Below are 26,511 nucleotides of genomic sequence, written 5' to 3'. Positions count from 1 at the left end.
GATGAAAAATACATTATGGCTCGTTAGAAATACTTTGAATGTGACCTTCAAGAAAAAAAGGAATTTGTTCGCCTATTTCGGGCTGCCTATTATCGGAATTCTGGTCTCTCTGTTGTTGTACGGGAATGCTGATGAAAGCCAGTTAAGGATCGGGATCGTGAACAACGACGATCAGATGATTGCAGCGGATACGATTCAATTTATTGAGGGGCTGGATCATGTTGCGGTTACAACGATCGAAGGCTCTGAGATGGAAGCGCGTATTGCGGCCGGGAGACTGGATAGTGCAATCGTATTCGAAAGCGGATTCTCCCGTAGTGTTCAGGAAGGACAGCCAGGGCATATTCGAATCGTTTCCATCAAGGGCGCTGAAGTGACGGCCTATGTGAAAGCCATGCTGTATAACTATGTCGACAATGTTGCGGCGATTAGCAAAGCTTCCAAGGGCGATTCGAACGCGTTCAACCAAATGTACTCGAATTACAAGCAGTCCACCTTTAAACTGAACTCGATCCCAACAACAGATGCTACCAAAAATAACTATATCACTTATCAGACCATTGGATTCCTGATCATGTTCATGCTGTTCTCGGCGGTTAACCTATCCGAGATGATTACGAAGGAAAAGGAAAACCGTACGTACCTTCGCCTATTATCTACGCCAATCTCAGCCAGGCAGTATGTGGGCTCCAATGTGATTGTTAACCTGATGATCATGACGATGCAGATCATCATGACTTTATTCTTCATGAAAGTCATATTCCAGATGGATATCGGTGTACCGGTCGGCTATATGTTCCTGATCATGATGATGTTTGCTCTCGTTGCGATTGGACTCTCCTTATCCATTACCGCATTCGCGAGCAGCTCGGCAGCTGCCGGAGCCATCCAGAATATTATTATCACCCCGACCTGCCTGCTTGCCGGCTGTTTCTTTCCAGTTGAGATTATGCCGGACATGGTCAAGAAGATTTCTGGATTTCTACCGCAGCACTGGCTCCTGGTAACGATTACCGAGCTGATGGAAGGGAAAACACTAGGAAGTCTGTATGTGAATCTGCTGATTTTGGGTGCTTTTGCGCTTGCCTTCTTCCTGATCGCCATCTATAGGTTCGGGCGGAATAATGATACGAGAAGCTTTGTGTAGAGCTCCTGTAGAGCGCCGTTATGTGAGTAACGGCGCTTTTGAAGTTGGGGGTTAAGTACAAAAGTGTTTCTTTTATGTCTGGCGCGGTTACTATATTAGGAATGGGCTTGGAAGCAGCTGCAATACTGCTGTCATCCGTCTCCAGGGGTGCAAATTCGTATAATCCTTCCATGAAAGGGAATCATAAACCGAGTTATGAATAATGACACAAATATTAGTTGAAATTAACAGATTTTGCGAATATATTTAGTATGGATCTTATACAGAGGTACAAGCTTTTTTCTAATCAATCAGGGGGTGCTTGTCGTAGTGAAAAAGGGGATTATTGCATTAACGGTATCAGCATTAGTATTGTCGATGTTGGCAGGATGCGGTAGTAAGGACAACACATCAGGCGGTACTGGCGGGGCAGCCAAGTTCAAAGTCGGAATGGTAACCGATGCGGGTACAATCGACGACAAGTCGTTCAACCAAGGCACTTGGGAAGGCGTCCTGAAAGCAACCAAGGAACTGAAGCTGGAGAACAAGTATTTGAAGCCAAGCGGTACTACAGAAGCGGATTACACCAAAGAAATCGGGAATCTGTACGATGCAGGCTACAAATTTATCGTAACACCAGGCTACAAATTCGAAACTGCTATCTTCAAAGCGCAGGACAAATATAAAGATGCCAAGTTCGTTATCATCGATGGTGCTCCGAATGCTGGAGACTTCAAAGCGGTTGTGAAAGAGAACACAGTGTCCATCTTCTTTGCAGAGCATGAATCCGGATTCCTTGCAGGTGTAGCAACTGCCTTGCAAATTAAAGAAGGACAAGCAGGCTTCATCGGCGGTATGGAAATTCCAGCGGTACAGAAATTTAACTGGGGCTTCCAGCAAGGCGTTGACTATGCGAACAAGAACTTGAGCACAAAGATCACAATCAAACCTGAGAACGTGGTATACCAAGGTTCCTTCGATAACGTGGCGGCAGGCGGCCAATTGGCAGCACAGATGTTCGACCGCGGCGTTAACGTAATCTTCGCTGCTGCAGGCGGCGTAGGTGTAGGAGCAATCAATGAAGCTAAGACTCGTGTGCAGGCTGGTAAGAAAGCTTGGATCGTAGGGGTAGACGTGGATCAATACAAAGACGGAGTTTACTCTGGCGACAAATCCGTTGTCTTGACATCGGCAATGAAGAAAATCGATCATGCAGCTTATGATATGGTCGTTGCAGAGAAAGACGGTAAATTCCCAGGTGGTAAAACATTAACATTCGACTCCAAGAATGACGGCATAGGCATACCTGAGAAGAATCCTAACTTAAGCGAAGACACGGTTAAGAAGGTTGATGAAGTCTCGAAGAAGCTTAAAGCGGGAGAGATTAAGGTTGCCGGAGAAAAAGGAAGCCTGATTAAATAGTCGAATTGGATAACCGAAAAAGGCGGAGCTTGGCTCCGTCTTTTTTTACTTCCATAGAAGGGAAGGTTGAAGGTATGGATTATGTTGTTGAAATGCACAATATTCGAAAAGAGTTCCCAGGTATTGTCGCTAATGATGACATTACGCTTACATTGAAGCGCGGAGAGATCCATGCTCTGCTAGGTGAGAATGGGGCGGGAAAGTCTACTCTCATGGGGATGCTCTTCGGCATGTATCAGCCGGACCGTGGGACGATTGTAGTGAATGGCCAGGAAACGCGGATCGCGAATCCGAACGTGGCGAATAGGCTGGGGATCGGGATGGTTCATCAGCATTTTAAGCTTGTCGGTGACTTCACCGTCACTGAGAACATTGTGCTTGGAAGTGAGCCCCGTCGATGGGGGTTGTTGTTAGATACCGATACAGCAAGCACTAGAATCAGGCAATTATCTAAGCGGTACGGCTTGAATGTAGATCCTGATGCCAGAATAGACGAAATATCGGTTGGCATGCAGCAGCGTGTTGAAATTCTCAAAATGCTATATCGAGATGCAGAGGTTCTCATATTCGATGAGCCTACGGCTGTCTTGACCCCTCAAGAAATCATTGATCTGCAGAATATTATGGGCAATCTGATTGCTGAAGGTAAGTCCATTATCTTGATCACACACAAGCTCAAAGAAATTAAGGCAGTGGCTAATCGCTGTACGGTTATTCGTCGAGGGAAGACGATAGGCACGGTAGAAGTAGCAGAGACCAGTGAAGATGCTATGGCGGAAATGATGGTCGGGCGGCATGTCTCCTTCAAGGTGGACAAGCAAGCTAGTCATCCGGGTGAAGTAGTACTTAAGATCAACAACTTGTCCATCAAGAACAACAAGAAAGTGATGGCGCTTAACAACTTTTCGTTGGAAGTAAGAACGGGCGAGATTGTTGCTATTGCTGGCGTTGATGGGAATGGACAAACAGAGTTAATTGAAGGTTTAACCGGACTTAGGAAGACAGAATCAGGGAGCATTGTGTTCCAGGGTGAAGAAATAACGGGCTTGGCCACACGCAAAAGATTGGAGAGAGGGATCGGCCATATACCGGAAGATCGGCACAAACGGGGATTGGTTCTCGACTACACCCTGGAAGAGAATTTGGTGCTCGAGGTATATAACCGACCGCCGTTCTCCAAATATGGTTTGCTGAACAAGCAGGCTATCCGAACCCATGCCGATCAAATCATCAAGAGCTTTGATGTGAGATCTGGACAAGGAGCTTCATCAGCTGCCAGAACGCTGTCTGGGGGCAATCAGCAAAAGGCGATAATAGGACGGGAAGTGGAGCAGAACCCGACTTTACTTATAGCAGTACAGCCTACTCGCGGGCTTGATGTAGGTTCCATTGAGTACATTCATAAACGTCTGGTGGAGCACCGAGACAAGGGAAAAGCAGTCTTGCTCGTGTCTCTGGAGCTCGATGAGGTGCTGGCTTTATCGGATCGAATAGCGGTTATGAACGGCGGAGAACTCGTAGGGGTTGTGCAAGCATCCGAAGCGACTGAACAGAAGATTGGACTCATGATGGCCGGTGTGAAAAGGGGGGAAGAGGCATGAGGAATGGAGTCATCTCCTTAATGGCCGTTGTATTGGGGCTGATCGCCGGCGCTATTCTGATGGCGATTACAGGCCATAATCCATTCACCGGGTATCAGTATTTGGTGGAAGGAGGGCTTAAGAGTCCGGAGAGAATCGGCAATACTTTAGCAACTGCAACCCCCTTGATCTTCACAGGATTATCGGTTGCGTTCGCATTCAGGACGGGTTTATTCAATATTGGAGCAGCGGGGCAAATGTTATTCGGCGGATTCTGTGCAACAGCTGTAGGCTTGAGCCTGGACCTGCCAAGGTTCCTGTTATTGTTGACTATGGTTGCTGCCGGGATGTTGGGCGGGGCTTTGTGGGCCTTCATTCCTGGTCTGCTCAAGGCAAAATTTAACGTCCATGAGGTAGTGTCCACCATTATGATGAACTGGATTGCTTACTGGACGATTTATTACGCTATACCCGCCTATTTCAAAGGACAGTCTCTTGAAACAGAGTCAAGGCTGTTGCCGGAAACAGCGTCGCTCCGGATGCCCTTCTTATCCGATTTATTCGGCGGGTCTTATCTGAATCTTGGACTTTTCCTGGCGGTAATAGCCGTCATAGTGGTAGCTTTCATTATAAACAAAACCACATTAGGCTTTGAACTGAAAGCGGTTGGATTCAATCGTCATGCTGCTGAGTACGCGGGAATCGCGGTAAATCGCGGGATTGTGGTGTCGATGCTTATTTCCGGCGCATTAGCAGGTCTTGCTGGAGTGGCCCAATATGCAGGGAATGCCTATAACATCCAAATTGGGATCATGCCTACTCAAGGCTTCGACGGGATTGCCGTTGCCTTGCTTGGGGCCAATACACCTATAGGTGTATTGCTCTCTGCCATCTTCTTCGGCCTGTTATATTCAGGACGGGGCTTTATGAATGCTATGACCGAGATTCCGCCTGAGATTGCGGATACGATCATCGCTATTATCATTTATTTTGCAGCTACCAGTATTCTGATAGAGCGTCTAACCCGGAAATATTGGAAACGCCGTTCTGCAAACGGAAGGCAGGTGGAATGAGGCTATGTGGCTCACACTTCAACAAATTTTCCCTTATGCAATCGTGTTTACAATCCCTCTGCTCATAACTGCATTAGGCGCCTTGTTCAGTGAACGAAGCGGTGTTGTCAATATTGGACTGGAAGGACTTATGGTTGTAGGGGCATTTGCCGGGGCATTCGTCATATTCAAGCTTCAGGAAACCTGGCCTGGCAGCGTGTTTGCCCTATGGATAGGTTTGCTCATTGCGATGCTGGCTGGTGCGTTATTCTCGCTTCTGCACGCCTTTGCCAGTATTAGCCTAAGCGCCAATCAGATCATAAGCGGTACGGCCATTAACCTGGTTGCTGGCGCTCTGACTATATTCCTGGCCAGAAACATTACAGGCAGCGGGAACATACGGATTACCAATGTTTTTATTCCGGATGATTTCCGTCTGCTGTCGGATATTCCAGTTCTGGGACCCTTATTGTTCACGAAGACTTATCCAACGACTTGGTTGGTTCTGATTCTATTGCTCGTTAGCGTATTCGTGCTCTATAAGACCCGGTTTGGATTGCGCTTGCGAGCTTGCGGGGAACACCCGCATGCGGCAGAAGCAGCAGGGATCAATGTGAAGAGAATGCGTTACATCGGTGTCTTGATCTCAGGAGCCTTCTCAGGACTCGGAGGGGCGATCATTATCGTAACCTACGCCGGCGAATTTACCGGAACGGTTGCTGGACTAGGTTTCCTGGCGTTAGCCTCGCTAATCTTCGGGCAATGGAAGCCGCTCGGCATATTAGCCGCGACCGCATTCTTCGGATTCGCAAGCACGGTAGCGAACGTATCTCAGGTCATTCCATCGCTTGCCGTGTTTCCACCTGTTATTCTGAAAGTATTCCCGTACGTAGTAACGCTGATCGCGCTTGTAGTATTCTCCAAGTCCTCCAATGCGCCTAAAGCGGCGGGAGAGCCGTTCGATTCAGGGAAGCGTTGAGCGGAAGCTTGATCTCTACACAAGTTCCGATCTCTAATTCGCTTGTGATGCGCATGCTGCCTTTATGATTGGCAATGATTTGTTGGCTAACCATAATACCCAGGCCGTTTCCGTTCTCCTTCGTGGTGAAGAAAGGCTCGCCTAACCGCTTAAGCTCCTCCTGCGGAATTCCGCAGCCTTGGTCCGTGATACGGATGATGAGGCAATCCGAGGGGACGACCTCTACTTCGACGGTAAGGGTTCCGCCGCTCGTCATCGCTTCCATCCCATTCTTAATCACGTTGGTGAATACCTGCTTTAACTGATTGGCTTCACACGTAATTAGAGGGGGAGCGACTGCAAGCTTCGTCTCGATCTGGATATTGTTCAGACTAGCCTGTGTATCGAGCAGCAACAACAACTCCTGCAGCAGCTCACTTACATCGACTGGTTGGAACTTATTGATTTGAGGCTTTGCTAGCACGAGGAACTCACTTACAATGAAGTTGATCCGATCAAGCTCCGATAACATAATATCGAGATAGAAGGGGGCATTGTCCCCCTTTTTTTGTTGCAATTGAACGAAGCCTCGCAGAGTGGTTAGCGGATTCCGTATTTCATGCGCCACTCCAGCGGCCAGTTGGCCAACTAGAGAGAGTTTCTCCGAACGGCGCAATCCCTCCTCTGTCTGTTTCCTCTCCGTAATGTTGCGGGAGATACAGGCAATGGCTACAATCTCACTTTCTTCATTGCGAATGGGTGAGATGGTCATGCTTATGTCGAGGATGCGCCTGTCTTTGGTTACACACAAAGTTTCGTAGTCAGCTACGGCTTTACCCTGTAATACATGATTCATAACTTCAAAGAAATCGGAATGGCGATCTTCTTTGATTTCAGGAACCAATTTACCAATCGCTTCCTGTTCATTCCAACCGTAGATGGAGGCAAAGGCTGGATTGACCTGAATAGCAAGACCGTCCATATCACATACGTGAATCGCATCGGAAGTGTGGTTGAAGAACGATTCCAAATATTCTTTTGTGCTCCTTAATTCTTCAGCCGTATTCTTCAAATCTGTCATGTTGGAGTGCAAGTTGCTTGCCATATCGTTAACACGGGAAGCTAACAGCCCCAGCTCATCCTTGGTGTTAATCGCGATGACAGCGCCAAAGTTCCCTGCCGCCATCTGATCGACTTTACTTATGATTTGATTGAGGGAGCGCATCATGAAACCGGCTATCCAATAGCTGCTGAATAGAGTGAGAAGAATGAGTCCGATAGATATAACGGATTGTACGATGAGTTGGTTCACCAATGTTTCATGAATGGATGCTCGGTCAAAGCTCACTCCGATCACATAGGGATCGGTAACTAATGTAGGGACAAAGGTTTTCATAATATGCTTGTCCTGAATATTAGCAGAGGAGGTAGTCATCTTTCCCGTCTTAATGGCTTCCTGAACCTTAATAATATCATTGACCGGATCCTTGTAGCGGTATTGCCCGACAATGATGTCTCGGAAGTCCAAGTTATAGACAGGAATCCCGTGCTTCAAGTCAATACTGGGTTCTTTTCCGAGAAATTGAGGGTTAAATCCAGTGATCTCCAGAATATTAGGATTATCTTTAAGGATCTTGTTCACGAGAGCTTCCGTGCCTAGAAACCTCTCATAGTCGATATAGACCTTGGCGTTGACGAATGGATTGATCATGTAATTGGTCGTTCCGTCGTGGTAATTGCCCCACTTCTTAATTTGGGTAGGATCTGAGGTGGCATAGTCAATCGGCCCCGACCAATAATGGGGAAGCTTCTGACCTTCGGGAATCGTAACATTCTGGTTATCGAAGAGCTGGTTAAACGCCGTGAACCAGTATTGCCAGGTTTTGGAGCTCAGGTTTATTTCCTTGGGGTCGGACGACTTCTGAACTATAATATCGCCCTCGACTCTCCTCCACAAGGTGATATGGTCCACTCCAAGCTTGGTGCTCAGAGCGACTAACTGCTCATTCGTCACCTTGTCGATGTCTGGGTCCAATTGGGTTTGAGCAGCTATAGCGGCAAATCTCAGTTTCTCGCCAAGTGAATCCTCCAATAGTTTCTTGGCATACTGATTAGCCTCCACGGTGGCTCCGACCTGCATGGAGATAGCATTCATCTGCTGCTCGGCGCTCTGCTCCAGATCATCACTGGAGGAAATATAGTTAATCCATATATTCAATGACAGTATAATAGTTACAATTAAAGAGATAGATATTGATAGTTTGGCTTTAATGGACACAGCCGTGCCTCCCAAGATGTTGGTTGTCTTTACATACAATTATACATCGTAACAGAGATTCCTGTTGGGGGAATTGTATCCGAAGGAATAGAACAGCCCTCTGAAAGGGCTGCTAGCGCTTCAGAGGGCTGATTGTAAGCGTATTATCGAGTCATATACCGCGGGCCCAGATGAGGGAAGAGGTGAGCGGTCACTTTCTTTGGCTTCGATGCGGAACGGTCCGGGCTGAGCAACTGTGCCATGGGATGTTCTTGGCCGAACAGCTGGCTGCGCAACAAGTGAGCGGCAATCATACTGTAGATCGTCCCGTTCCCTCCGCATGCCATGGCGTGGAATATGCCCGGTTGCTCGATGGATTCCCCCAGAAAAGGAAGCTCATCTTCCGATTCGGCGAAAGCTCCGCTCCAGACATATTCAGCTCTCCAATCCTGCTGCGGGAACAGTCTGCCTAGTTCCATTAATATACGTCGGGTAAGGGCGAACATTTCGGTTCCTTTGCTTGCATCATTCGTACGGTCTGCTGCCTGATCGCCCATAGGGTTGTCCATTCCGCCAACAATCATTCGACCATCCGGTGTGGTGCGGAAGTAAAAATAAGGGCGGGAGGTCTCCCACATCATGAAGTCGGAAGGCCAGTCTTCAGGCAGCGATGTTGCTTGAGTGGCCAGAGCATACGTGCGTTTCATAATCGGCTTCACGGAGTTAGGACTCTCAATGCCTGGAATATAGCCGACTGCACGAACAATCTTACTGGCGATAACTTCACCGGAGTCAGTGTGAATGACGAAACGCCCGTTACGCCGCTGCACTTCCTTGACGGTAGTATTCTCGTACACACCGGTCTTGAATTGATGCGCTTGGGCGATTAAGCCTTGAGCGAACTTCACGGGATTGAGCTCAGCGTCGCCGTGTGTAACCAGAGTAGACGATCTGCGGGCTTTGAAGGTGTCTGTTATGTGAGGAGGCAATCCCCACTCCACTGCGAATCCGTGCTTACGCAGCATCAAGTACTCTTTGAACAGACGAGGAGCATCCTTAGAGGTGCTTGCGCAGTACAAGCTGCTACGCCCATAAAAGCCGGTATCATGCGGTAGAGAACAAGCAAGTCCGGCTAAGCCTCGTAAGGCCATTCGACATTCTTTATAAAAGCTGACCGCATCCGCTTCACCGATCTGTTCGGCTAACTCGTGCAGCATAATGTCGTTAGAAAACTGAAGCAAACCCGTATTGGCAGCCGTGCTGCCAGAAGCAACACGATTGGCCTCAATCAATACAGCTGGAATACCTGCGCGTGCCAGTACAGCAGCGCTCAAAGCACCCGTCATTCCGCCTCCGATGATAGCGACTTGTGTCTCTACACGCTCCTCAAGCTTAGGGTAGCTAGGTACATGGTTCATCGTAGTTGGCCAGTACAATGAGCCATTATGTAAATTTGGGGTAGGGGTCGATGTATGTTCCATATTGACAGCCTCCTGTAAGGGTTCATGTATTATTAATAACCCATTGCCAGGGAGCCTGAAACAAACCAACACCCTCTAATCGCTTACGAATGCTTGCGAAGCAGATCCTGATACGTATCCTTGTTGCAAATAACGAATAGGCGGGCTGACTCAGGGATTGGTTCATGCAGCCTGCGATTAATATTCAGATGCGTGCCGTCGGATATTAATGTAGCGCCTTGCTCCAGTAGCTCCTCAAAAGCATCCCGAAAGTTAACCCAATGCGGCTTCTTAGCTATCTCATACAAATCATCGCCATGCTGTCTCGTGAGCAGCTGAGTGAGCAGCTTGGATGCACCTGGGTTGAACGCCGATCGAACGGCTAATTGAGATATGGTTTCCGAGCTCAGGATGAACTCGTCTACCTTGACATGTGTGAAATTATGAACATTCCCTTTGTCCTTAATCTCCGCAATCGTATACACATTATTAAAATAACGTTCGATTGTAGTAGCGATGAGCAGCGTTTTACCGTCAACGAAAGAAGAGTCATGAATATACCCATGGTTCTCCGTCATTTCGTTAGCAAATATAAAGGCGGCTTTGGCTTTTCCGAGATTAGCTTGCTCCAACGTTTCCTTATGCACGGGATTGCCTTTCACGTAATAGACCCGATCGTGCTGATATGGGGTTCGATCCATGGTATCGATGATGACAACCTCAGCTGTGGAATCTGTATTCAGAATTTCCTGGATAGCGAGCTCAGCGTTCTTGCTCCAATCCAGCATGACGAAATGATTCGATCCTGTGTAGCTCAATTTACCCTCATCCTTTCTGCGTTTATATCCGAATAGTCCGTCTACAATTTTACTGATAATAATCGAAATGAAGCTGATCCCGAATATGTAGAGGAAGATGCCCAGGCATTTACCGGCAACCGTATGCGGGTAGAAGTCCCCATAACCGACCGTAGTTACAGTAGTCATGACCCACCAGAAGCTGTTGAACATATTTCCGAATGTATCCGGTTCAAGGAAATAACCTAATACCGAAGCGGCGATAATCAGGAAGACTGCTGCCAGAGTTATTAGCCCTGTACTGGTTCGGACCAGTTGAGTCAGTAGTTTGGAGAAGAATAGCATGACCTTTGTTCACTCCTAAAGATTCTGAATGGTAATGGTTTCTGTGGAAGTTACTTGCAACCCTACTGTGTATTATATCAACTTGTTATGTTTTATTAATGTTTTTCTTGTCGTTTTTATTCGATGGCAATGCGGCAACGGGTATTCTATTCCTGAGGTTAAGAGAACCACACTACAACTTAAGGGAGAGATGAGCATGAACAAACATAAAAAAGTTCTTACTGCACTGGCAATCACCACAATAGTAGGGTTATCAGCGACTATACCTTACAACGTCCTTCACGTATCTGCAGCAAGTTTTACCGACAATGAGGGGAATTCGCCGTATAAGGCAGCTATAGATGAAATGGCCAAGCAAAACGTAGTTGACGGGTATGAGGATCAGCTCTTCAAGCCTTTGCAGAACATTACACGCGCAGAATTGGCCAAAATGGTCGTGCTTGCACTGGACGTTAATCCGGCTCAAGGTTCTGTAAGTGATTATAGCGACGTGTCTGCTGCTGAATGGTACAGTACGTATGTTACGGCAATGGCTAAGCTCGGTGCTATGAAGGGAGAGAACGGACTATTCCAGCCTAGTAAGCCTGTAACACAGGGTCAAATGATAGAGGTAGTAGCTTCCGTTCTTAAGCAGGATGCGGCAGTTGTCCAGGCGTTGCTCCAGACACCGCTAGTAAGCGGGGATCCTGCATCCCGAGGTTTGGCGGCATGGTTGCTGAGATCCGCGCAAACTATTGCTCCTGCTCATGTAACCAGTGTTAAAAATTTAAACTCCATTACCTTGCAGGTTACTTTCTCGGCCCCACTTCCCAAAGAAGAGGTTGATGTAGCCAAAGCAAAAGAAAACTTCGTGTTCGATAACGGGTTAACCGTGTTAAACATCCCGCAGCTGAAATCCGGCTCCACTAGTACGTATATTGTTCCAACGTCTCCTCAAGCGGCGGGCGTTACTTACACATTAAGCTACAAAGGCCAACAGTCGGATACATTCGCGGCTAGCACCGAGAAATTGGCGATGAGATCGGCACAGCAAGTGGCTGCCGATACTTTTGAAGTGGAATCCAGTCTGGCTGATGGAGTAGCGGATTATGGATATGTCGTGCAAGCCTATAGCGCCGGTCGCCCTGGAGCATTCATAGTGGATGAGAACAACGTGTATAATGGAAAGACCTATCAAATCTTATCTTCTATGAGAGACAAGAAGGTGTATATTACACCGGAAGGCGGTCAAACGATGATAGCGGGATATATTCCATTCACCCAGGCAACGGATGGAAGACAAGCGCCTAAGTTCCGTCTCCCTGACGGGCAAAAGTTCCAACCAGGCGTTAAATACACAGTAACCTCGGACTGGGCTACAATCGAGGCAGCTGCTTTCACAGCCAAAGAAATCGCGCCACTATCGATTCAATCTGTTGACTCCGTTAACGAAACGACGATCAACGTGACACTGACTGAAGATCCGAAGGACGAATTGTTCGCTCTGCGCAGCTTGACATTAACCGCTCCGGACGGCACAACATTAACTGCCACCTACAAACTAACAAGCCGTAAGGGAGCTGTAGGAACATTCGAGCTTCAGAATGGCGGCAAGTTTGCAGGGGGCACCACTTACACCGTTACCTCCGTCGGGAACTGGGCAGCGGTTAACGGAATGACAGTAACAGCGAAATAAGGGGGCGACCATGCGAACCGCGTGTCGATCTACCATCCGGAACCAACGAGTACGCAATAAGATGCAGGTCATGACTACAGTATGCTTGATATTGATGGCTATATTCGTGGTCGGTTGTACGGAGGAGGATGTTCAGGATTCTGTGAAGCCGCAGCCTTCTCCGGCGGAGACAAGTAAGCCGGAATCACCGCAAGGAGCAGCTCAGGAATCCGAAATCTTAATTGTTACACACAGCAAGAGTAATTATATTTCCTTTACAAACCCAGCGACTGGGATTGTGGAGAAGCTGGAGGTAGGGAAGTCTCCATTCGGACTTGCCTTGGCTGCGCAAGGTAATCGAGCCTATGTGTCCACGGCCGAAGGAGTATCCGTGGTTGATACGGCACAGCGTCAATTGATTACGACCGTGCCGTATCTAACCCCGATCCCATCCGTGGAATACGGCGAGTACCGTCCGGGAGGCATGGGCATTATCGTATCTCCGGATGACCGATACGTCTATGTCGGGGTTTATAGCTCGAGCAGGGCGAGCCAATTGGAAGTGCTGGACACGCAGACTATGGCTTTTGTTCATAAAGTGCCGGTGGGGATTAGACCCTTCGATGTTAGTGTGAGCCTCGATGGGGAAGAAGTATACAGCATCGATCATGATTCCTATTCCGTGACGGCCGTTCATATGAAGAGCCTGGAAGCACGCAAGCTGGAGGTTGCTCCATTCGGTAAAGGCGGCTTCGAGAAGCCTCACTATGCGGTTGTCCGTGAGGACGGGAAGCTGTTGATGCCTTATCAGGGACGCGGTCTGGCCATTCTGGATCCGAAGAGCGGCGTCTATGAAACCAAGCCGTTGACAGGCAATACCCATCAGGAAGGTGTCGCCTTGACAGCGGACGGGAAGAAGCTTCTGATTGTGGGGAATGGCGCGGCGGGCAGTGCAACAGGAAGTCCTAATCTGACGGTGCTGGATGTGGACACGATGGAAGAGAGGATCATTCCTCTGAAGCGTAAGCATCAGATGGTTGCAGGCAGTGCCGATGGGCGCTACGCGTATCTCACGGGCGGCGTCACCTATGCGGATACCGGCTGGGACGGGATGACTATAATCGATCTGCAGACTGGAACGACAACAGAGATAGCACTGCCGGATTACCCGTTGGAAATCGAAGTTTTGAACAAATAGAACAGGGAACCACCATTTCTACCTGAGCTTCCAGGGTAGGAATGGTGGTTTTGCTAACATTATGTTTTTGGGTGGAACGATTGCTTTAGAGCGGAAAAGCATCAAAGCAAATTGCTTTAATGAGCTAAAGTAGATGTCGAAGAATTATACATAGATAGGCAAATTGAGCCTGTTTTCAGCTGTAGATGTATAAAATTTCGACATCTAACCACGAAAAGGGCAAGGAATGGGGTAAAATAAGGCCGATCCCGATCAAATGCAGCGTTAGATGTACAATTCTTCGACATCTAGCAGCTGAAAAGAGTCATTTTTAGTCGTCTATGTCGAATTTTTATACATCTAACATTGTTGTTAGGTATTAGAACCGATTTGAAGACGTTCCTCCAGCAAACCTGGAGGCAGAGCACATAGAGAACGTAACTCCTTAATCCGATGTCGAACAGAAAGGGCAGGAAGGTGGAGCGGAAAAGCGTCAGCGGTCGCATTTGAATATCGTATTCTAACAACTAAAAATAAATTCAAGGAATACGATTTCAAGAGCGATTGGAGCCCATCTTACTGCCCTCCCACGCGCTTAACTGATATCCAACGCCAAGGACCTGACCGGTGCACTTCCGGTCAGGTTTTTCTTATTGCTAATTCTTAGCAGCCGCCATATACCCGACACCGGGGTAAGTGACAATGATATCCAAATCCGCATCAAGCTGTTTGATCTTCTGACGAATACGAGCGATAGCCACACGCAAGTATTCTACATCATCGCGATATTCCGGCCCCCATACGTCACTCAGCAGCTGTTCGTGGGTCATGACCTTCCCTGCATGCTGGATCAACAGGGCGAAAAGGTTGTATTCGGTCTCGGTGAATCGGATCTCCGTATCGAGCAGCCATGCTCTTCTGCTCGCCAAGTTAACGGTTATGGGGCCGGTTTTGAGCTCGCTGAGCTTCGATACGGTGGCGTCTGTTCGAGCCTGAATGCGGCGGAGCACGGCGTTCACTCTGGCGAATAATTCGTCTAGCGAGAACGGCTTCGTCAGGTAATCGTCGGCGCCGAGATTCAATCCGCGGACTTTGTCCGTGGAGTCGCTTCGCGCGGTCAGGATGATCACAGGGACATTCGAGAAGTGGCGAAGCCTTTGCAATACCTCGAACCCGTCCATGTGCGGCATCATAATATCGAGAAGCAGCAGATCCGGATCAAAGTCGTCTATCCGTTCCAGTGCTTCCTTGCCATTCGTGCAGGACACTGTCTCGTGACCTAATGACTTCAGATTGGCGGAGATGAATCGGACGATCTTCGGTTCATCATCGACTATTAGAATTTTCGGTTGTTTCACGATCATCGCCGTCCTCTATGTGGAATCGTGGAATGAATAGGGAGAAGGTGCTGCCTTCCCCTTGAACGCTTGTGACTCGGATCTCTCCTCCATGCGCTTCTATGATCCCCGCGCATATCGCTAACCCGAGTCCCGTTCCGCCTGTTTGCCGGCTAGAGGACACATCCACACGGTAGAACCGATCGAAGATGTGCTCCAAATGCTCAGACGGGATACCGATCCCATTGTCACTCACGTGAATAATGACAAAATGGCGATCGGTTTCAGCCGTAACGCGAATAAGCGGCGGTTTATCGTTATAACGAATCGCGTTATTGAATAGATTGACGAATACTTGCTCCAACCGCAGCTTATCAGCATAGATGAGCGGCAGATCTGCGGCTAAGGAAACATCGAAGGTTGTTTCTTCGGAAGTCTTCGGTAATCGCCTGATTGCAGCCTCCAGTACAGCTGACACCCTGAGCGGTTGACGTTCGATGCGCATCGCTCCTGCTTCAATCTTGGATATATCCAGCCAATCGTCAATAAGACCCTGTATGCGGCCAATATCCTCGTGAATGCCCTCCAGCAGCTCACGCTTGAAGCTTTCTTCCCACTCGGTATCCGATCTAAGAAGCGTTTCCACACCGCCTTTGATGCTAGTTATTGGCGTCTTGAATTCGTGTGAGGCAAGCGAGATCAAATCGTTCTTCAGGCTGTCGATTTCATGCTCCTTCGTAATGTCACGCCATACATAACCCCGACCGAATACGGTGTTCTCGCCAGATACCTCGAAGGAGGAGAGTAGGATATACCGCTCCTTGCCCTGCGCGGTGAACAGCTTGAACTTCACTGCACCGCTATGCTTGCGCGACCATTCCCTGAACAGCTCCTGGTTATCAGGGCGCGAGCCGATCACTGCTGCAAACAGACTGTGTTCGGTCATCTTTAGCAGCTCCTGAAGCGGGATATGGAACATTTCCGACATGCGGCGGTTGGCGTACACTACATCCTGCTCGGTGTCGATCAACACAATAGCATCCGACATGCTCTCTAATACCGCGTTCAAGGTGGCGCCTTCATGGCGAATGCTGCTTAACAGAATATCGTTCTGTAGAATGACAGCAATTGTATTGGCGAACGTGTGCAGGAACTTCCGATCGGCCTCTGTCATCTCGGGCTTGCTGCCAACGATAAGCTCGCCGAGCTTGGAGCTGCCTGAACTAACCGGAATGACGAGGTCAGGCTGCGCTCCCTGTTGGGACTCATGGGGACTAGGCACAATCATGCCTTCCCAGCCTTTGAAGTTCCCGAGAGAGGAAGAGCCCGTATGCGGGAACAAATGGAGCCGAACCCCGACGGGAGTAAGCTCCCGCAGCAGCACAATGCTCCGTTCAATGAAGCTGTTCGTCGTCCGATAGTCCGCAGCAGGAATTAGCAACGTGTTCACAATCTCCAGCTCCTGATTCGTGCGCGAGAGGCTTTGCGTACGCTCTGCGACCCTGCTCTCCAATTCGCAATTGAGGGCTAGCAGCGCCCGTTGATTGGAGGTGAGCTGCTTAGCCATCCGGAAGAATTGATCGGCTAACATCTGCAGCTCGTATGGAGCGCTTTTGGATGCAATTGGGCTGGATGACTCACCTAATATTCCATTCGCCAGCTTTTGAGTATAATCCACCAGTAAATGTATCGTATTATTCAATCTCTTGGCTAGCAATGTACCCACAATAATCGCTAAGGCCAGAGTCAGTACAAGCAAGAGAAAAGTAGTTCTGAGCGAGCTTAGGAACGCTGCATTGGCCACTTCATAGGAACGGCTTACCCAGACCGTCCATCCGAGATCTGGGATCGTAGTATAAGCCACAAGCTCGTCCTGCTTGAAGATATCCGATTTGTATTTTCCTAACCCTTGTCCATTCATCTTCCTGTCCTGGACGATCGCTTCACCGGATAAATCCTTCAGAGAAGTGATGATCTCGCGATTCGGATGATAGACCGCCCGTCCCTCTGTATCGAGTACGACGGGATAGGAGCCGGGGCCGTAGTCATATTTGGTTACCAGTGTTTCAATTTCCTTCAGATCAAGGACTCCCAGGACAAAGCCATCATAACGCTTCTCCAAGCTGTACACTGGTGTGGCGATTGCCAGGACGGGTGTGTCTCCGCCTTCTGGTCCGAGGTAAAGAGAGGAGATGATCGTAGACTGACCCGCCCGCATTGTCTCGTAAAAGCTGCGTTTAGTCAGATCGGCGCCCAACACGGAAGGGAGGGAGGTGCTTCTCGGATCACGCTCAGGATCGGGATACAAAGCAGTCACAATTCCATGTTCGTCGGCCACGTATAAGCCTTTGAAGCCAGGCAAGGTGTCTTTGACCGATTGCAGCTTCACAGTCAGCCCCTCCCGATTGCGGAAGGAGGTGCCGGATGCGCTGATGGTAGTGGCGAGCGTCTCCACGGCGTTGCGGTAATAGTATATGTAGGTTTGCACAGCATCGGCTAAACGAAAAGCTGCTTGCATCTGAGTGTTGTTATAGTCATTCGTAATCTGCCGGATCTGCCTTACTTGAAAGCTGCCAAGCACGAGAATAGGAATCAAGGCCACAATAGCGAATGTAATCGTTAAATGCAGGCGCAGTGATCGATTATTCATTCCCTTCATTTCCTTCATTCCTCCATCCTCCACGGTCTACCATTTATTTTATCACAAAAGAGGACAAGGAAATAAAAATAGACGACCGAGTAAGGACTCGACCGTCTATTAGGGAAGCCGTAGTTAACCTGCAACATCTCGCTTGCGGAAAACCAGGAATGACAGGCTCATCAAGATGACGTAATAGATCGCCAGCATGGTGATGGAGAAGCCGAGGGTCATCCCTTCAATCGGAGGTTTGTGATCGGCTGTGTATACTTCCAGATTCGTGTTGGCGAACAGGATGTACTTGGCCCAATTGTATTTCAGCGCAATAAGGATGGACATGACCGTTCCAGAGACAAAAGTGAAAATGAAAGAGAGCGCAATCGCCAATGTGCTGCTCCTGAATACAGAGGAGATCATGAAGGCGATGGACAAATTAATGAACAGATCGAGCGTGATGAAGCCATACGACTTCAGAATGCCTAGTAAGCTTAAGGGTTCTCCACTTCCGGCGCTTCCGAAGAACAATAGTCCTACGATGACGGAGCTAATAAACAAAACGGCGAGCAACAGAAGCAGGAACAGGTTAGACGCGATGTATTTGGACAACAAGATTTTGGAGCGGGTTGCAGGTCGGATCAATAACAGCTTGATGGTTCCCCATGTGAATTCGCCCGCTACAATTTCTGCCGATACTACTACCGCAAAAATGAACACGATGATAGTAAGGTTTTTGACAATGTTCATGAATTGCAGCATATTGTTGGCCACTTCTTCGTCAATAACGGTCGTTAATAAGATTGCCAGCCCAACAACAATAGCTACCACTAAAGCTAACATCACCCAAGTGCGCGGACGGCGGTAGATTTTCATATTCTCATTCTGGATGAGATTGAGCAGATTAGACAATTTGGCCACCTCGAGTCAATTCTAGAAATTTATCTTCAAGCGTCATCGAGGCCGTGGAGGCGGAGTAAACCCTCACATTGCCTAGAACAAGCTGCTTAAGGACATCCGGCACTTGATCGCGCTGCAAATATAGCGTCAAGCTCTCCGGTGTGACGGAGGCTTCCGTCATGCTGATTGTATCGACAAGAATCTGCATGGCCCGCTGCGGGTCATCGACCTCGAGAACGACGAGACTGGCCTCATCCGACTGTCTCTGCACCATATCGCGCATCCGCTGAACATTGACAAGCTTGCCGTTCTGGATTATCGCTACGCGATCGCACATAAGCTCCATCTCCGAGAGGAGATGGCTGGATACGATCACAGCGGTGCCCTCGTTCCTAGCCAGGTCTCGCAAGTAATCTCGAAGCTCGCGAATGCCCTCGGGATCGAGACCGTTCGTCGGTTCATCCAGGATCAGGACCGCAGGGCGATGCAGGATCGCCTGCGCTACGCCTAACCGCTGACGCATGCCGAGCGAGTAGGTCTTCACTTTGTCATGAATGCGATTCTCAAGCTTCACCAGCTTGATCACCTCATCGATTCTTTCCTTCGTGATGCCTGGAATCATTCTCGCGAAGTGGATCAAGTTCTGATAGCCAGTAAGGAATTTGTAAAGCTCGGGATTCTCAACAATGGCCCCGATGTGCATCATGGCCTGCTCGAAGTTGCGATTCACATTGATGCCGTTCACCAGCACCTCGCCTTCGCTCATGGAGATCAGACCTACCATCATCCGGATCGTAGTGGTTTTCCCTGCGCCGTTAGGCCCGAGAAAGCCGAATACTTCACCGCGCGGAACATCAAATGTAAGATGATCGACGATGGTCTTGCCGCCTATTTTCTTAGTAACATTGCGTAATTGAATGACGGTTTCCTGTGACATGAGTTCCTCCAAATAATGGGGTAGTATTGCTTATATTCAGTGTAACGAACGTGAGAGGGGCTAGAAACCGTCGGAAGCCGTGTGTGAGACTGGACCAAAGTTGGGGTTGGATGCATGTTGGCCATGCTGCTAAATTGACAACCTGGGACAGGTTTCCTATACTTGCCTATAAACGAACGGATTGTTCGTTCAAGGAATGAAGGGAGATGAAGGTGAACGATGGCGAAGCAAACACGGATAGGGCGAACGGAACTCTATGTAAATCCTATTGGGATGGGTACGAATGCGGTTGGCGGACATAATCTTTTTCCTAATCTGAGTGATGACACGGGACGAGAAATGGTGCTTGCTGCGCTGCAGAACGGCATTAACTTTTTCGACACAGCCTTCATCTATGGTCCTGAGCGTTCTGAACAAATTATTGGCGAGGTTATAAAGGGACAAGGAGTACGGGGACAGACGGTTATTGCCACGAAAGGTGCGCATAAGTTCGTCGATGACCGCACGGTCGTAGATAATTCACCAGCCTTCTTGAAGGCATCTGTGGAAAGCAGCTTGCAACGGCTCCAGACGGACTATATAGATTTGTATTACATTCATTTTCCGGACGAGAGCACCCCGAAGGACGAGGCTGTTGGAGCGCTCAAGCAATTGAAGGACGAAGGAAAGATCCGAGCCATCGGAGTTTCTAACTTCACTATGGATCAGCTGAAGGAAGCGAACAAGGATGGGTATGTGGATGTACTGCAGTCCGAATATAATTTATTCAAACGCGGGGCTGAGGCCGAAATATTGCCTTATTGCATCGAACATAATATCTCATTCGTCCCTTATTTCCCGTTGGCTTCGGGGCTGCTAGGCGGAAAGTATAACAAAGATTCTGTATTCACAGATGGACGAGCCAAGCGTCCGATGTTCCAGGGCGATACCTATATCAGCAATCTGGAAAAGGTAGAACGAGTACGAGTGATCGCGGATGCGCACGGAGCGGAGGTAGCACATGTCGTGCTTGCCTGGTATTTAACGCGTGATTCCATTGATGTATTGATACCTGGGGCCAAACGGCCGGATCAAGTGCTGAACAACCTCAAGACTTTGGATGTGAACCTGTCAGCAGACGAGATTGAAACAATCGATAAAATATTTCAACCCTGATATGTAGATAGTAGGGGAGAGACCTGACGGATGAACAGATCCGATCAGGTCTTTTCGCTTATGTGTGCTTATTATCCTAATACATCCGAGACCAGAGCGGAGACAAGTAATATTGTCATTAAGGAAGCCGTTACTATTGCTAAATATCGATTCTTATCTCGCGTGTCTTTTACGATATACCTGAAGTAGAGAATGGCGCCTGTAATGATCAGGATTGCCTCTAGTACAATGCTTAAGGCAGGGATACGCCATACTCCAAAGCCAAGCACGGGCAGCTCACCAAGATTCCCAGGGAGCAGTGGCAGATCAGCCCGGTGGACGATCAAATCAAGCAGCCAATGACTGAAGACGACTGCTGCCAACACACCTCCTGCTTTTTTCCCCCATAATCGCCAACCCAATAAACCCGCAAGTAGAGAGAGCAATAAGGTCCCGACTAAAGAATGTGTATATATGGCATGAATAAGTGCTCCTCCATATCCGCTTCCTTCTATAGTCTCAGCTCCGGATAAGAATAGAGGGACGAAAAGAATATCCAGTAACTGTGTACCAACCATGAGTGCCCATAACGGGACATCAGGTGATTTGGCCTTAACCGCTGCCGCTAAACCGAAATGACCTGCGAACATTTTACTTCACTCCCTTGGGTTTATTAGAACGAACTTTTGCATCCAACCAACCGCATACAACTGTAAATAAAAGAATGAATACGATGAAACTCATAGGATCAACTTCCTTCCGCAGAAGTATTATAACCGTCGGTTACTTACCATTGGTTATAATATAACCGATGGTTACTATTGGCGTCAAACCTTTTTTTAATGAGGATGGATTTTTGGTTATGTATGAAAATCGGTTAGAATATGTAGGAGTAGGAAATGCGGAGGTCGTATCTCACTAGCCCCTCCCGATAAGGAGCTAAAGTCGATGGCTTTTGGCATAACAAGGAACGAAATGAACGAATGGAAACAAGCGGTCTCTCAAGGAAAGATCGCCTTTTTGACTCATTATTGGCTGGAGCCCCGATTCCCTGGCATTCGGACGGTCACTAAGGTGGGCTGCTCCGATCTGGTGGTGCTCTCGGGCTGGTGTATACAGTACGGCTTGAATCCGAAGTATATTCATAGGCGCGAGGAATACCCGCACTTTGATCTAATCGGACCGAAGCAGAAGGAAATCTTGATTGCGGAACAATTGTGGGAACACATGAGGCGGTTTGGGATATAAGCGGGTAATAGGTTAGGCAGACCAACCATTGATATGACAGGGGTGAGGGATGGATGAATCCAATAGAGCTGGATTGGGATGCGTTATTCTCGACAACATCGCGGTTCGAATGGAACTCCAATTCCGTGTTGAACCTGACCGAACTGAGCGAACGTAAAGCGGATTTGACTGAGCTGGAGTGGTTCCTCGAGGTGATCGATGAGCGGGTCGAGCTTTATCGGCAGGAGTACCCGCACCGCACCTTTGAGCAGGAGCTTGCTTCCGCCTTCCGACATCAGTCCGCACAGCTAAGAGACAAGGTGGGGGCATTGAAGCAGAGCCCGGAGCACTGCGACTTCGATACCTACCTCGCCGCTAAATATGAGATTCGCACGTTATACAAACAGGTAGGTTCGACACTTACCGGCAGTGATTGGCAAACTCCGTCCATTGAGCTGTCTCACCATGCGGCGAGTGCCCCCGCTGAGCTTGGTTTCATCCAAGAAGAGCAGGGGACCTACATGCGCACCTATGGCAGCGAGTATGTAAAAGCGTTCGAGGATGAAGTGATGAAGGCATTTTATCCTATGTCCGATGCTTGTAGATCCCAATGTATTCGATTTCTTACATCTTCAGGTATGAGTGCCTTAGAGTTGGCGTTGGTTGCCTACAAGAAGCATACTGGAGAGCAGCTGCCTTGTTATGTACAAAGCGGATTTTACTGTGAAGGCGCAGATCTGACAAGCGCCTTGCTGCACCATTCACAAGAGCTGTCTGTCGAGAGAATCTATGAAGAGCTGGAGCGGGGGACTGAGATTGGTTGCCTCATTGTAGATCCAGGTGTGTGCTGGCCGGTGAAGTCTGCTGTTAATCTTGAGGTTCTGTTCGCCAAGCTTGAAGGGCATACCCAGGACAAGCCGTTGTATATAATCGTTGACCGGACGCTTACTGGAGTAGCCAATCCGTTGTTCGAGCGATATGGAGATCGTCTGCCTTCGCATGTGGTGCTTATCAGTGTAGAGAGCGGGATCAAGTATTACCAGTACGGCCTCGACCTCGTTAATGTTGGGTTCGTTGCAGCGGTTGGGGCTGCGCTGCAAGAGCAGCGAATCCAAGAGCAGTGGATCGCTCTGCTCGGCCAATTGACAGCCGGCGCGGATCCGCTAATGGTAAGGCAGCTTCCGATCCCAGACGCGGAGCGGCTAACCGCTCGGTTGCAACGATTGAATCGGAACGCATACTGGATCGAGTCGTTTCTGCGTTACTTGAAAGCGAGCGGTGTCGTACAAGCTTACTATAGCTCGGTCAAGCCCTCGGAACAGTATCAGATGGAGGGATTGCCGTGGCTGGGGTCTGTGTTCTACATACAACTGCACGGGGAGTGGAGAGAAGCGGACTATCAGGCTTGGATCAACGAACTGGTGGCCGGGGCGCCAGACGAGCTGCATCTGACCTCCGGCGGCAGCTTCGGCTTCGATACATTCCGCTTCAATACGGTGACGGACCCCACAGGGCAGCTTAATGCGCTGCGCATGTCCGTTGGCCGTGATCCGCTTGGTCAACTACTCGTGAAGCTGCATTATTTGTATCTCTCGTTGACAGTTGGCGCGGCCAAACAATAGGATTCTGCAATCCACGCAAAAAAAGCAGGCTTAGGCGGGCACTAGACCCGTTAAGCCTGCTCTTCGAATTGCTTAATAGTTGCGAATCGGTGTATCTTGCAGGGCGGAGCGTTTCTCCAAGTAACGGAAGAACGCTGTCGCGGCTTGCGCGCGAGTCACTTCCACCGATGGCTGGAAGACACCGTCTGCTGCGGTCATAATACCAAGGCTCACGACGATAGCGACGTGCCCTTTATTGTGCACGGCATCGGCATCGCTCACGTTCAAGTTGAACAATCCTGATGTTGACGCGAGCTTGCTGTAACCTAATGCGCGAACGAGCAGCTCAGCCATTTCGTCGCGGGACATGCTGCTCTCCGGGTTGAACGTCTGCGAGGAACGGTCGATCAGGTTAGCATCAACAGCAGATTCTACATAGGCGAAGTACGTGGAACCATTGGCCACATCGGCGAATGAGGCTTTGCGCTCAGCGGAGAAGCTGGCGTTGTAATAGCCGCCGTTCATGGCAATGATCAGCATCTTGATCATCTCTCCCCGCTTGATCGAGATGTCCGGATTGGCGATGCCGTCCTTAACATCGATTGCTTTGTAATCGATCATCAGCTGCAGCTCTCTTTGCGCCCAATGGCCGTCGAGGTCGGTTACAACCGTTTTGCCTGGTACCGTAATCTCGCCAGTATCACGGCTTTTCCATTCACCTGTCAGAGCATCAAGGAAGACGTGCTCCGAAGGGTTCTTAGGAGTTGCTACATAGACGATCTTCGCAGATTGAGCAGCAGGCTCGACTTGGTCACCAACAGCAATCGTTGGCTCAGCATACGGCTTGATGGGTCCGCCTCCGTATCCAGGTCCGCCGCCTGGCAGCACATAACGCTTTTCCAACTTGTATTGGGACAAGATCAGCTCTTCTGCACGCTCGGCATCGAGTTGTTTACCTAGGTCATTCGGATACGTCAGGTTGGATAGATTGTTCCAGTAATTTTCCACAGCCCCTGTAGACAAGTTGATGCCAACATTAACAGATTCGAATTCGGTCTCGACTCCATTCACCAGACGTTTGAAGCTCACATCGTATGTTCTAATGTACTTCATGTCTTCCGTAGGAAGCGGACGCATGTTATTCGTGTCCAAAGTCAACTCGTTCGTGTAATGCGGGAGAACCTTCTTGATAAAAGCAATCGCCGCTTCCTTAGCTTTGTCGGTCGTATCGATTGAGATCGTGCTATCGGTTGCAGTTGGTGCTTTATCGTAATAGTAAGGCTGGTTACGGTAGTAATTCATGATTTCGCCGGTCTTGCTATTCACAGTGGCGCTAATGTAGATGGCTTCCTTGTCTTTCTCAGCCGGAACTTGCCATGACATATTCCAGGAGGAGCCGCCGCCGCTGCTGAATTTGCTGTCCACATTCTCGTTGTATGAAGCGTTCTGAAGCACCGCTCCAGCAGGTAAACCTAATTGTGACGTTACAATAGCTATCGCTTGCTCCTTGCTTAAATTCTGATTAGCGGAAGGTTTGTTGGCCAGAGGCTTATCGGTTAACGGAACGGGTGTTGTTCGATCAGTGACAGGCTTGCCGTTATAATCGATCATGGTGCCAGTCTTGGCGTCTAACAGGTTGAATGGCATCGTATAGCTGAGCACAGGCTTTAAGGCTGTGTCATTGCGGTTAGGGCGAGTAGCCACGTAGAGCAGGGATGGGTTGCTGACAGTACGATATTGTTTGAACGCTTCTTCTGGTGTCAAGACACCCTTCGTGTCCTCGAATGTTACTTTAGTGTTCATTTGATACTCATAACCAATCCAACGACCGTCTCCGTCAAAGCTGGCTTCCACAAAATTCTGAGGGAATGGAATGCCGTTCACGGTGCGATCGTAGCGGATGCTGTAGCGAACCTGGCCGTTAAGCGGTGATTTGAAATTATCCTCGAATGTCGAGTTATATTGCAAAGAATCTGCGAGATCGGGATGCATCTTCTGGATCAAGCTTAATCCGAGCTGCTTGGCGGCTTGCAAGTCCACACGGGGTGGATAAGAAGGGATGCGATCCGGATCGTTCTCGTAGCTGTAATAGTTAAGGAGCTTGCCAGTGTCAGCATCGATAGTGGCATTGATATTGCCGAAAGAACGGTTCTCATTGCGTTTCTCGAATTGCACGCTCCATGCCCCGCTTCCGTTCAAATAGGAGGAAGAATTGAAGTTGATGCCCTGCAACGTGTAGCCGTCGGGCAAGGAGATTGCTTTCTTAGCGAGTTCAATAGCGCTTTCCTTGCTAATCTTGGCATCCACCGCTTCTGATGAATCGGTAGGCGCGGCTATGGTGGAAGGCTCTTTCACAGGTGCAGTTGGACCTGTTGCTGAACTGCTAACAGAAGACTGGGCGCTAGTTGCGTCTGCTGCAAATGCGGAAGGCGCAATCGAGAGCAAGAGCGCGGTGGACAAAGCGAGCATAGCGGTTTTCTTGACGAATGGCATGAACAATCCTCCTAGTTGGATGTGTAATCTTTTCCAATCTTCATGACGCACGTCTCTAGGAGAATGTTGCAGATCGTAACGAAAAATTAATCGCCAGAAAAAAAGAGTGATAATAATTCTCATTGATGGGTAGACTAGTTTATATAGAGGTCAAAAAAAGAAAGAGCAGCTGTGGGGCAGCCGCTCTTTCAAGTAAACGTTATATCTTGGGTTCGAATGTCTTGCAATCCGTTTCCTCGGAATTATGCGCCTGTTTGCCTCGGTGGCTGACTACATAGATGGAGGATGCGCTGCAATTATTGCCTGGAGCCCAGTACTTGCAGGAATTGACTTCGCACAATACGTCTTTTGCCATGATCTGATTCACCTCCTTATTAGTAGGATGGTCGAATCAGGTTTTTTTTAACCGAATACAATTCGGA

Annotated in this window: 20 protein-coding genes; 10 read left to right on the top strand and 10 right to left on the bottom strand. The window is 48.8% G+C overall.

What is annotated here, in order from left to right; all coding sequences use genetic code 11:
- Window position 1 precedes the first annotated feature (1 nt).
- The 5 genes from AC58QD_RS19240 to AC58QD_RS19220 all read left to right on the top strand — a co-directional run bounded on the left by AC58QD_RS19240 (window position 2) and on the right by AC58QD_RS19220 (window position 6,159).
- Window positions 2–1,147 (top strand): ABC transporter permease, encoded by a 1,146-nt coding sequence (locus tag AC58QD_RS19240; RefSeq protein WP_497336210.1) that lies wholly within the window; start codon window positions 2–4, stop codon window positions 1,145–1,147.
- A gap of 309 nt (window positions 1,148–1,456) precedes the next feature.
- A complete protein-coding gene (locus tag AC58QD_RS19235; protein WP_497336208.1) occupies window positions 1,457–2,548 on the top strand; it encodes a BMP family lipoprotein in 1,092 nt (363 codons plus the stop codon).
- Between the two features lie 74 nt (window positions 2,549–2,622).
- Window positions 2,623–4,149, top strand: a complete 1,527-nt coding sequence (locus AC58QD_RS19230; RefSeq protein WP_497336206.1) for an ABC transporter ATP-binding protein — start codon at window positions 2,623–2,625, stop codon at window positions 4,147–4,149.
- Window positions 4,146–5,201, top strand: coding sequence for an ABC transporter permease (locus AC58QD_RS19225; RefSeq protein ID WP_497336204.1), 1,056 nt, complete (start codon window positions 4,146–4,148; stop codon window positions 5,199–5,201). The genes AC58QD_RS19230 and AC58QD_RS19225 overlap by 4 nt, the downstream gene beginning before the upstream one ends.
- A gap of 4 nt (window positions 5,202–5,205) precedes the next feature.
- Window positions 5,206–6,159 (top strand): ABC transporter permease, encoded by a 954-nt coding sequence (locus tag AC58QD_RS19220; protein WP_497336202.1) that lies wholly within the window; start codon window positions 5,206–5,208, stop codon window positions 6,157–6,159.
- Here the strand turns inward: AC58QD_RS19220 and AC58QD_RS19215 are convergent.
- The 3 genes from AC58QD_RS19215 to AC58QD_RS19205 all read right to left on the bottom strand — a co-directional run bounded on the left by AC58QD_RS19215 (window position 6,119) and on the right by AC58QD_RS19205 (window position 10,997).
- On the bottom strand, window positions 6,119–8,416 hold the full coding sequence (locus AC58QD_RS19215) for an ATP-binding protein (protein ID WP_497336200.1): 2,298 nt from the start codon (window positions 8,414–8,416) through the stop codon (window positions 6,119–6,121). The genes AC58QD_RS19220 and AC58QD_RS19215 overlap by 41 nt on opposite strands.
- Window positions 8,417–8,559: 143 nt before the next feature.
- On the bottom strand, window positions 8,560–9,876 hold the full coding sequence (locus AC58QD_RS19210) for an NAD(P)/FAD-dependent oxidoreductase (RefSeq protein ID WP_497336198.1): 1,317 nt from the start codon (window positions 9,874–9,876) through the stop codon (window positions 8,560–8,562).
- Window positions 9,877–9,959: 83 nt separating this feature from the next.
- On the bottom strand, window positions 9,960–10,997 hold the full coding sequence (locus AC58QD_RS19205) for an ion channel (protein ID WP_497336196.1): 1,038 nt from the start codon (window positions 10,995–10,997) through the stop codon (window positions 9,960–9,962).
- Window positions 10,998–11,193: 196 nt separating this feature from the next.
- Between AC58QD_RS19205 and AC58QD_RS19200 the strand changes: the two genes are divergently transcribed.
- On the top strand, window positions 11,194–12,672 hold the full coding sequence (locus AC58QD_RS19200) for an S-layer homology domain-containing protein (protein ID WP_497336194.1): 1,479 nt from the start codon (window positions 11,194–11,196) through the stop codon (window positions 12,670–12,672).
- Between the two features lie 10 nt (window positions 12,673–12,682).
- Window positions 12,683–13,849, top strand: coding sequence for a hypothetical protein (locus AC58QD_RS19195; protein WP_497336192.1), 1,167 nt, complete (start codon window positions 12,683–12,685; stop codon window positions 13,847–13,849).
- Between the two features lie 635 nt (window positions 13,850–14,484).
- Here the strand turns inward: AC58QD_RS19195 and AC58QD_RS19190 are convergent.
- From AC58QD_RS19190 to AC58QD_RS19175, 4 genes are all read right to left on the bottom strand, one after another.
- Window positions 14,485–15,186: a response regulator transcription factor gene (locus AC58QD_RS19190; RefSeq protein WP_497336190.1), complete on the bottom strand. Its 702-nt coding sequence runs from the start codon at window positions 15,184–15,186 to the stop codon at window positions 14,485–14,487.
- Window positions 15,155–17,833 (bottom strand): sensor histidine kinase, encoded by a 2,679-nt coding sequence (locus AC58QD_RS19185; RefSeq protein WP_497336188.1) that lies wholly within the window; start codon window positions 17,831–17,833, stop codon window positions 15,155–15,157. Before AC58QD_RS19185 ends, AC58QD_RS19190 begins: the two co-directional genes overlap by 32 nt.
- A gap of 105 nt (window positions 17,834–17,938) precedes the next feature.
- Window positions 17,939–18,709 carry an ABC transporter permease gene (locus AC58QD_RS19180; RefSeq protein ID WP_497336186.1) on the bottom strand — a complete coding sequence of 257 codons (771 nt, stop codon included), beginning with the start codon at window positions 18,707–18,709 and terminating at the stop codon, window positions 17,939–17,941.
- The gene (locus tag AC58QD_RS19175; protein ID WP_497336184.1) at window positions 18,702–19,634 is read right to left on the bottom strand and encodes an ABC transporter ATP-binding protein; all 933 of its coding nucleotides are present in this window, start codon (window positions 19,632–19,634) and stop codon (window positions 18,702–18,704) included. Before AC58QD_RS19175 ends, AC58QD_RS19180 begins: the two co-directional genes overlap by 8 nt.
- Window positions 19,635–19,853: 219 nt before the next feature.
- Here AC58QD_RS19175 and AC58QD_RS19170 point away from each other — a divergent pair, with 219 nt between their 5' ends.
- On the top strand, window positions 19,854–20,789 hold the full coding sequence (locus tag AC58QD_RS19170) for an aldo/keto reductase (RefSeq protein WP_497336182.1): 936 nt from the start codon (window positions 19,854–19,856) through the stop codon (window positions 20,787–20,789).
- A gap of 71 nt (window positions 20,790–20,860) precedes the next feature.
- Here the strand turns inward: AC58QD_RS19170 and AC58QD_RS19165 are convergent, their stop codons facing one another.
- The gene (locus tag AC58QD_RS19165; protein WP_497336180.1) at window positions 20,861–21,418 is read right to left on the bottom strand and encodes a permease; all 558 of its coding nucleotides are present in this window, start codon (window positions 21,416–21,418) and stop codon (window positions 20,861–20,863) included.
- Window positions 21,419–21,716: 298 nt separating this feature from the next.
- On the opposite strand from AC58QD_RS19165, the gene AC58QD_RS19160 reads away from it, so the two are divergent.
- Window positions 21,717–22,016: a hypothetical protein gene (locus AC58QD_RS19160; RefSeq protein WP_497336178.1), complete on the top strand. Its 300-nt coding sequence runs from the start codon at window positions 21,717–21,719 to the stop codon at window positions 22,014–22,016.
- Between the two features lie 53 nt (window positions 22,017–22,069).
- Window positions 22,070–23,617 (top strand): PLP-dependent aminotransferase family protein, encoded by a 1,548-nt coding sequence (locus AC58QD_RS19155; RefSeq protein ID WP_497336176.1) that lies wholly within the window; start codon window positions 22,070–22,072, stop codon window positions 23,615–23,617.
- Between the two features lie 72 nt (window positions 23,618–23,689).
- On the opposite strand, the gene AC58QD_RS19150 is transcribed toward AC58QD_RS19155, so the two are convergent.
- On the bottom strand, window positions 23,690–26,089 hold the full coding sequence (locus tag AC58QD_RS19150) for an S-layer homology domain-containing protein (protein WP_497336174.1): 2,400 nt from the start codon (window positions 26,087–26,089) through the stop codon (window positions 23,690–23,692).
- Window positions 26,090–26,288: 199 nt separating this feature from the next.
- Window positions 26,289–26,444, bottom strand: coding sequence for a DUF1540 domain-containing protein (locus tag AC58QD_RS19145; protein ID WP_497336172.1), 156 nt, complete (start codon window positions 26,442–26,444; stop codon window positions 26,289–26,291).
- Between the last annotated feature and the right edge of the window lie 67 nt (window positions 26,445–26,511).

The sequence above is a fragment of the Paenibacillus sp. J2R1T-4 genome (genome assembly GCF_059692235.1).
The sequence above is the reverse complement of the archived record's forward strand: the minus strand, read 5'-3'. Positions and strand labels throughout refer to the sequence as shown.

Bases quoted from the DNA above. Each gene is read 5' to 3' on its own strand.
- AC58QD_RS19240 (WP_497336210.1), top strand. From the start codon at position 2: ATGAAAAATACATTATGGCTCGTTAGAAATACTTTGAATGTGACCTTC.
- AC58QD_RS19230 (WP_497336206.1), top strand. From the start codon at position 2,623: ATGGATTATGTTGTTGAAATGCACAATATTCGAAAAGAGTTCCCAGGT.
- AC58QD_RS19225 (WP_497336204.1), top strand. From the start codon at position 4,146: ATGAGGAATGGAGTCATCTCCTTAATGGCCGTTGTATTGGGGCTGATC.
- AC58QD_RS19220 (WP_497336202.1), top strand. From the start codon at position 5,206: ATGTGGCTCACACTTCAACAAATTTTCCCTTATGCAATCGTGTTTACA.
- AC58QD_RS19210 (WP_497336198.1), bottom strand. From the start codon at position 9,876: ATGGAACATACATCGACCCCTACCCCAAATTTACATAATGGCTCATTG.
- AC58QD_RS19205 (WP_497336196.1), bottom strand. From the start codon at position 10,997: ATGCTATTCTTCTCCAAACTACTGACTCAACTGGTCCGAACCAGTACA.
- AC58QD_RS19200 (WP_497336194.1), top strand. From the start codon at position 11,194: ATGAACAAACATAAAAAAGTTCTTACTGCACTGGCAATCACCACAATA.
- AC58QD_RS19195 (WP_497336192.1), top strand. From the start codon at position 12,683: ATGCGAACCGCGTGTCGATCTACCATCCGGAACCAACGAGTACGCAAT.
- AC58QD_RS19185 (WP_497336188.1), bottom strand. From the start codon at position 17,833: ATGAAGGAAATGAAGGGAATGAATAATCGATCACTGCGCCTGCATTTA.
- AC58QD_RS19175 (WP_497336184.1), bottom strand. From the start codon at position 19,634: ATGTCACAGGAAACCGTCATTCAATTACGCAATGTTACTAAGAAAATA.
- AC58QD_RS19170 (WP_497336182.1), top strand. From the start codon at position 19,854: ATGGCGAAGCAAACACGGATAGGGCGAACGGAACTCTATGTAAATCCT.
- AC58QD_RS19165 (WP_497336180.1), bottom strand. From the start codon at position 21,418: ATGTTCGCAGGTCATTTCGGTTTAGCGGCAGCGGTTAAGGCCAAATCA.
- AC58QD_RS19160 (WP_497336178.1), top strand. From the start codon at position 21,717: ATGGCTTTTGGCATAACAAGGAACGAAATGAACGAATGGAAACAAGCG.
- AC58QD_RS19155 (WP_497336176.1), top strand. From the start codon at position 22,070: ATGAATCCAATAGAGCTGGATTGGGATGCGTTATTCTCGACAACATCG.
- AC58QD_RS19150 (WP_497336174.1), bottom strand. From the start codon at position 26,089: ATGCCATTCGTCAAGAAAACCGCTATGCTCGCTTTGTCCACCGCGCTC.
- AC58QD_RS19145 (WP_497336172.1), bottom strand. From the start codon at position 26,444: ATGGCAAAAGACGTATTGTGCGAAGTCAATTCCTGCAAGTACTGGGCT.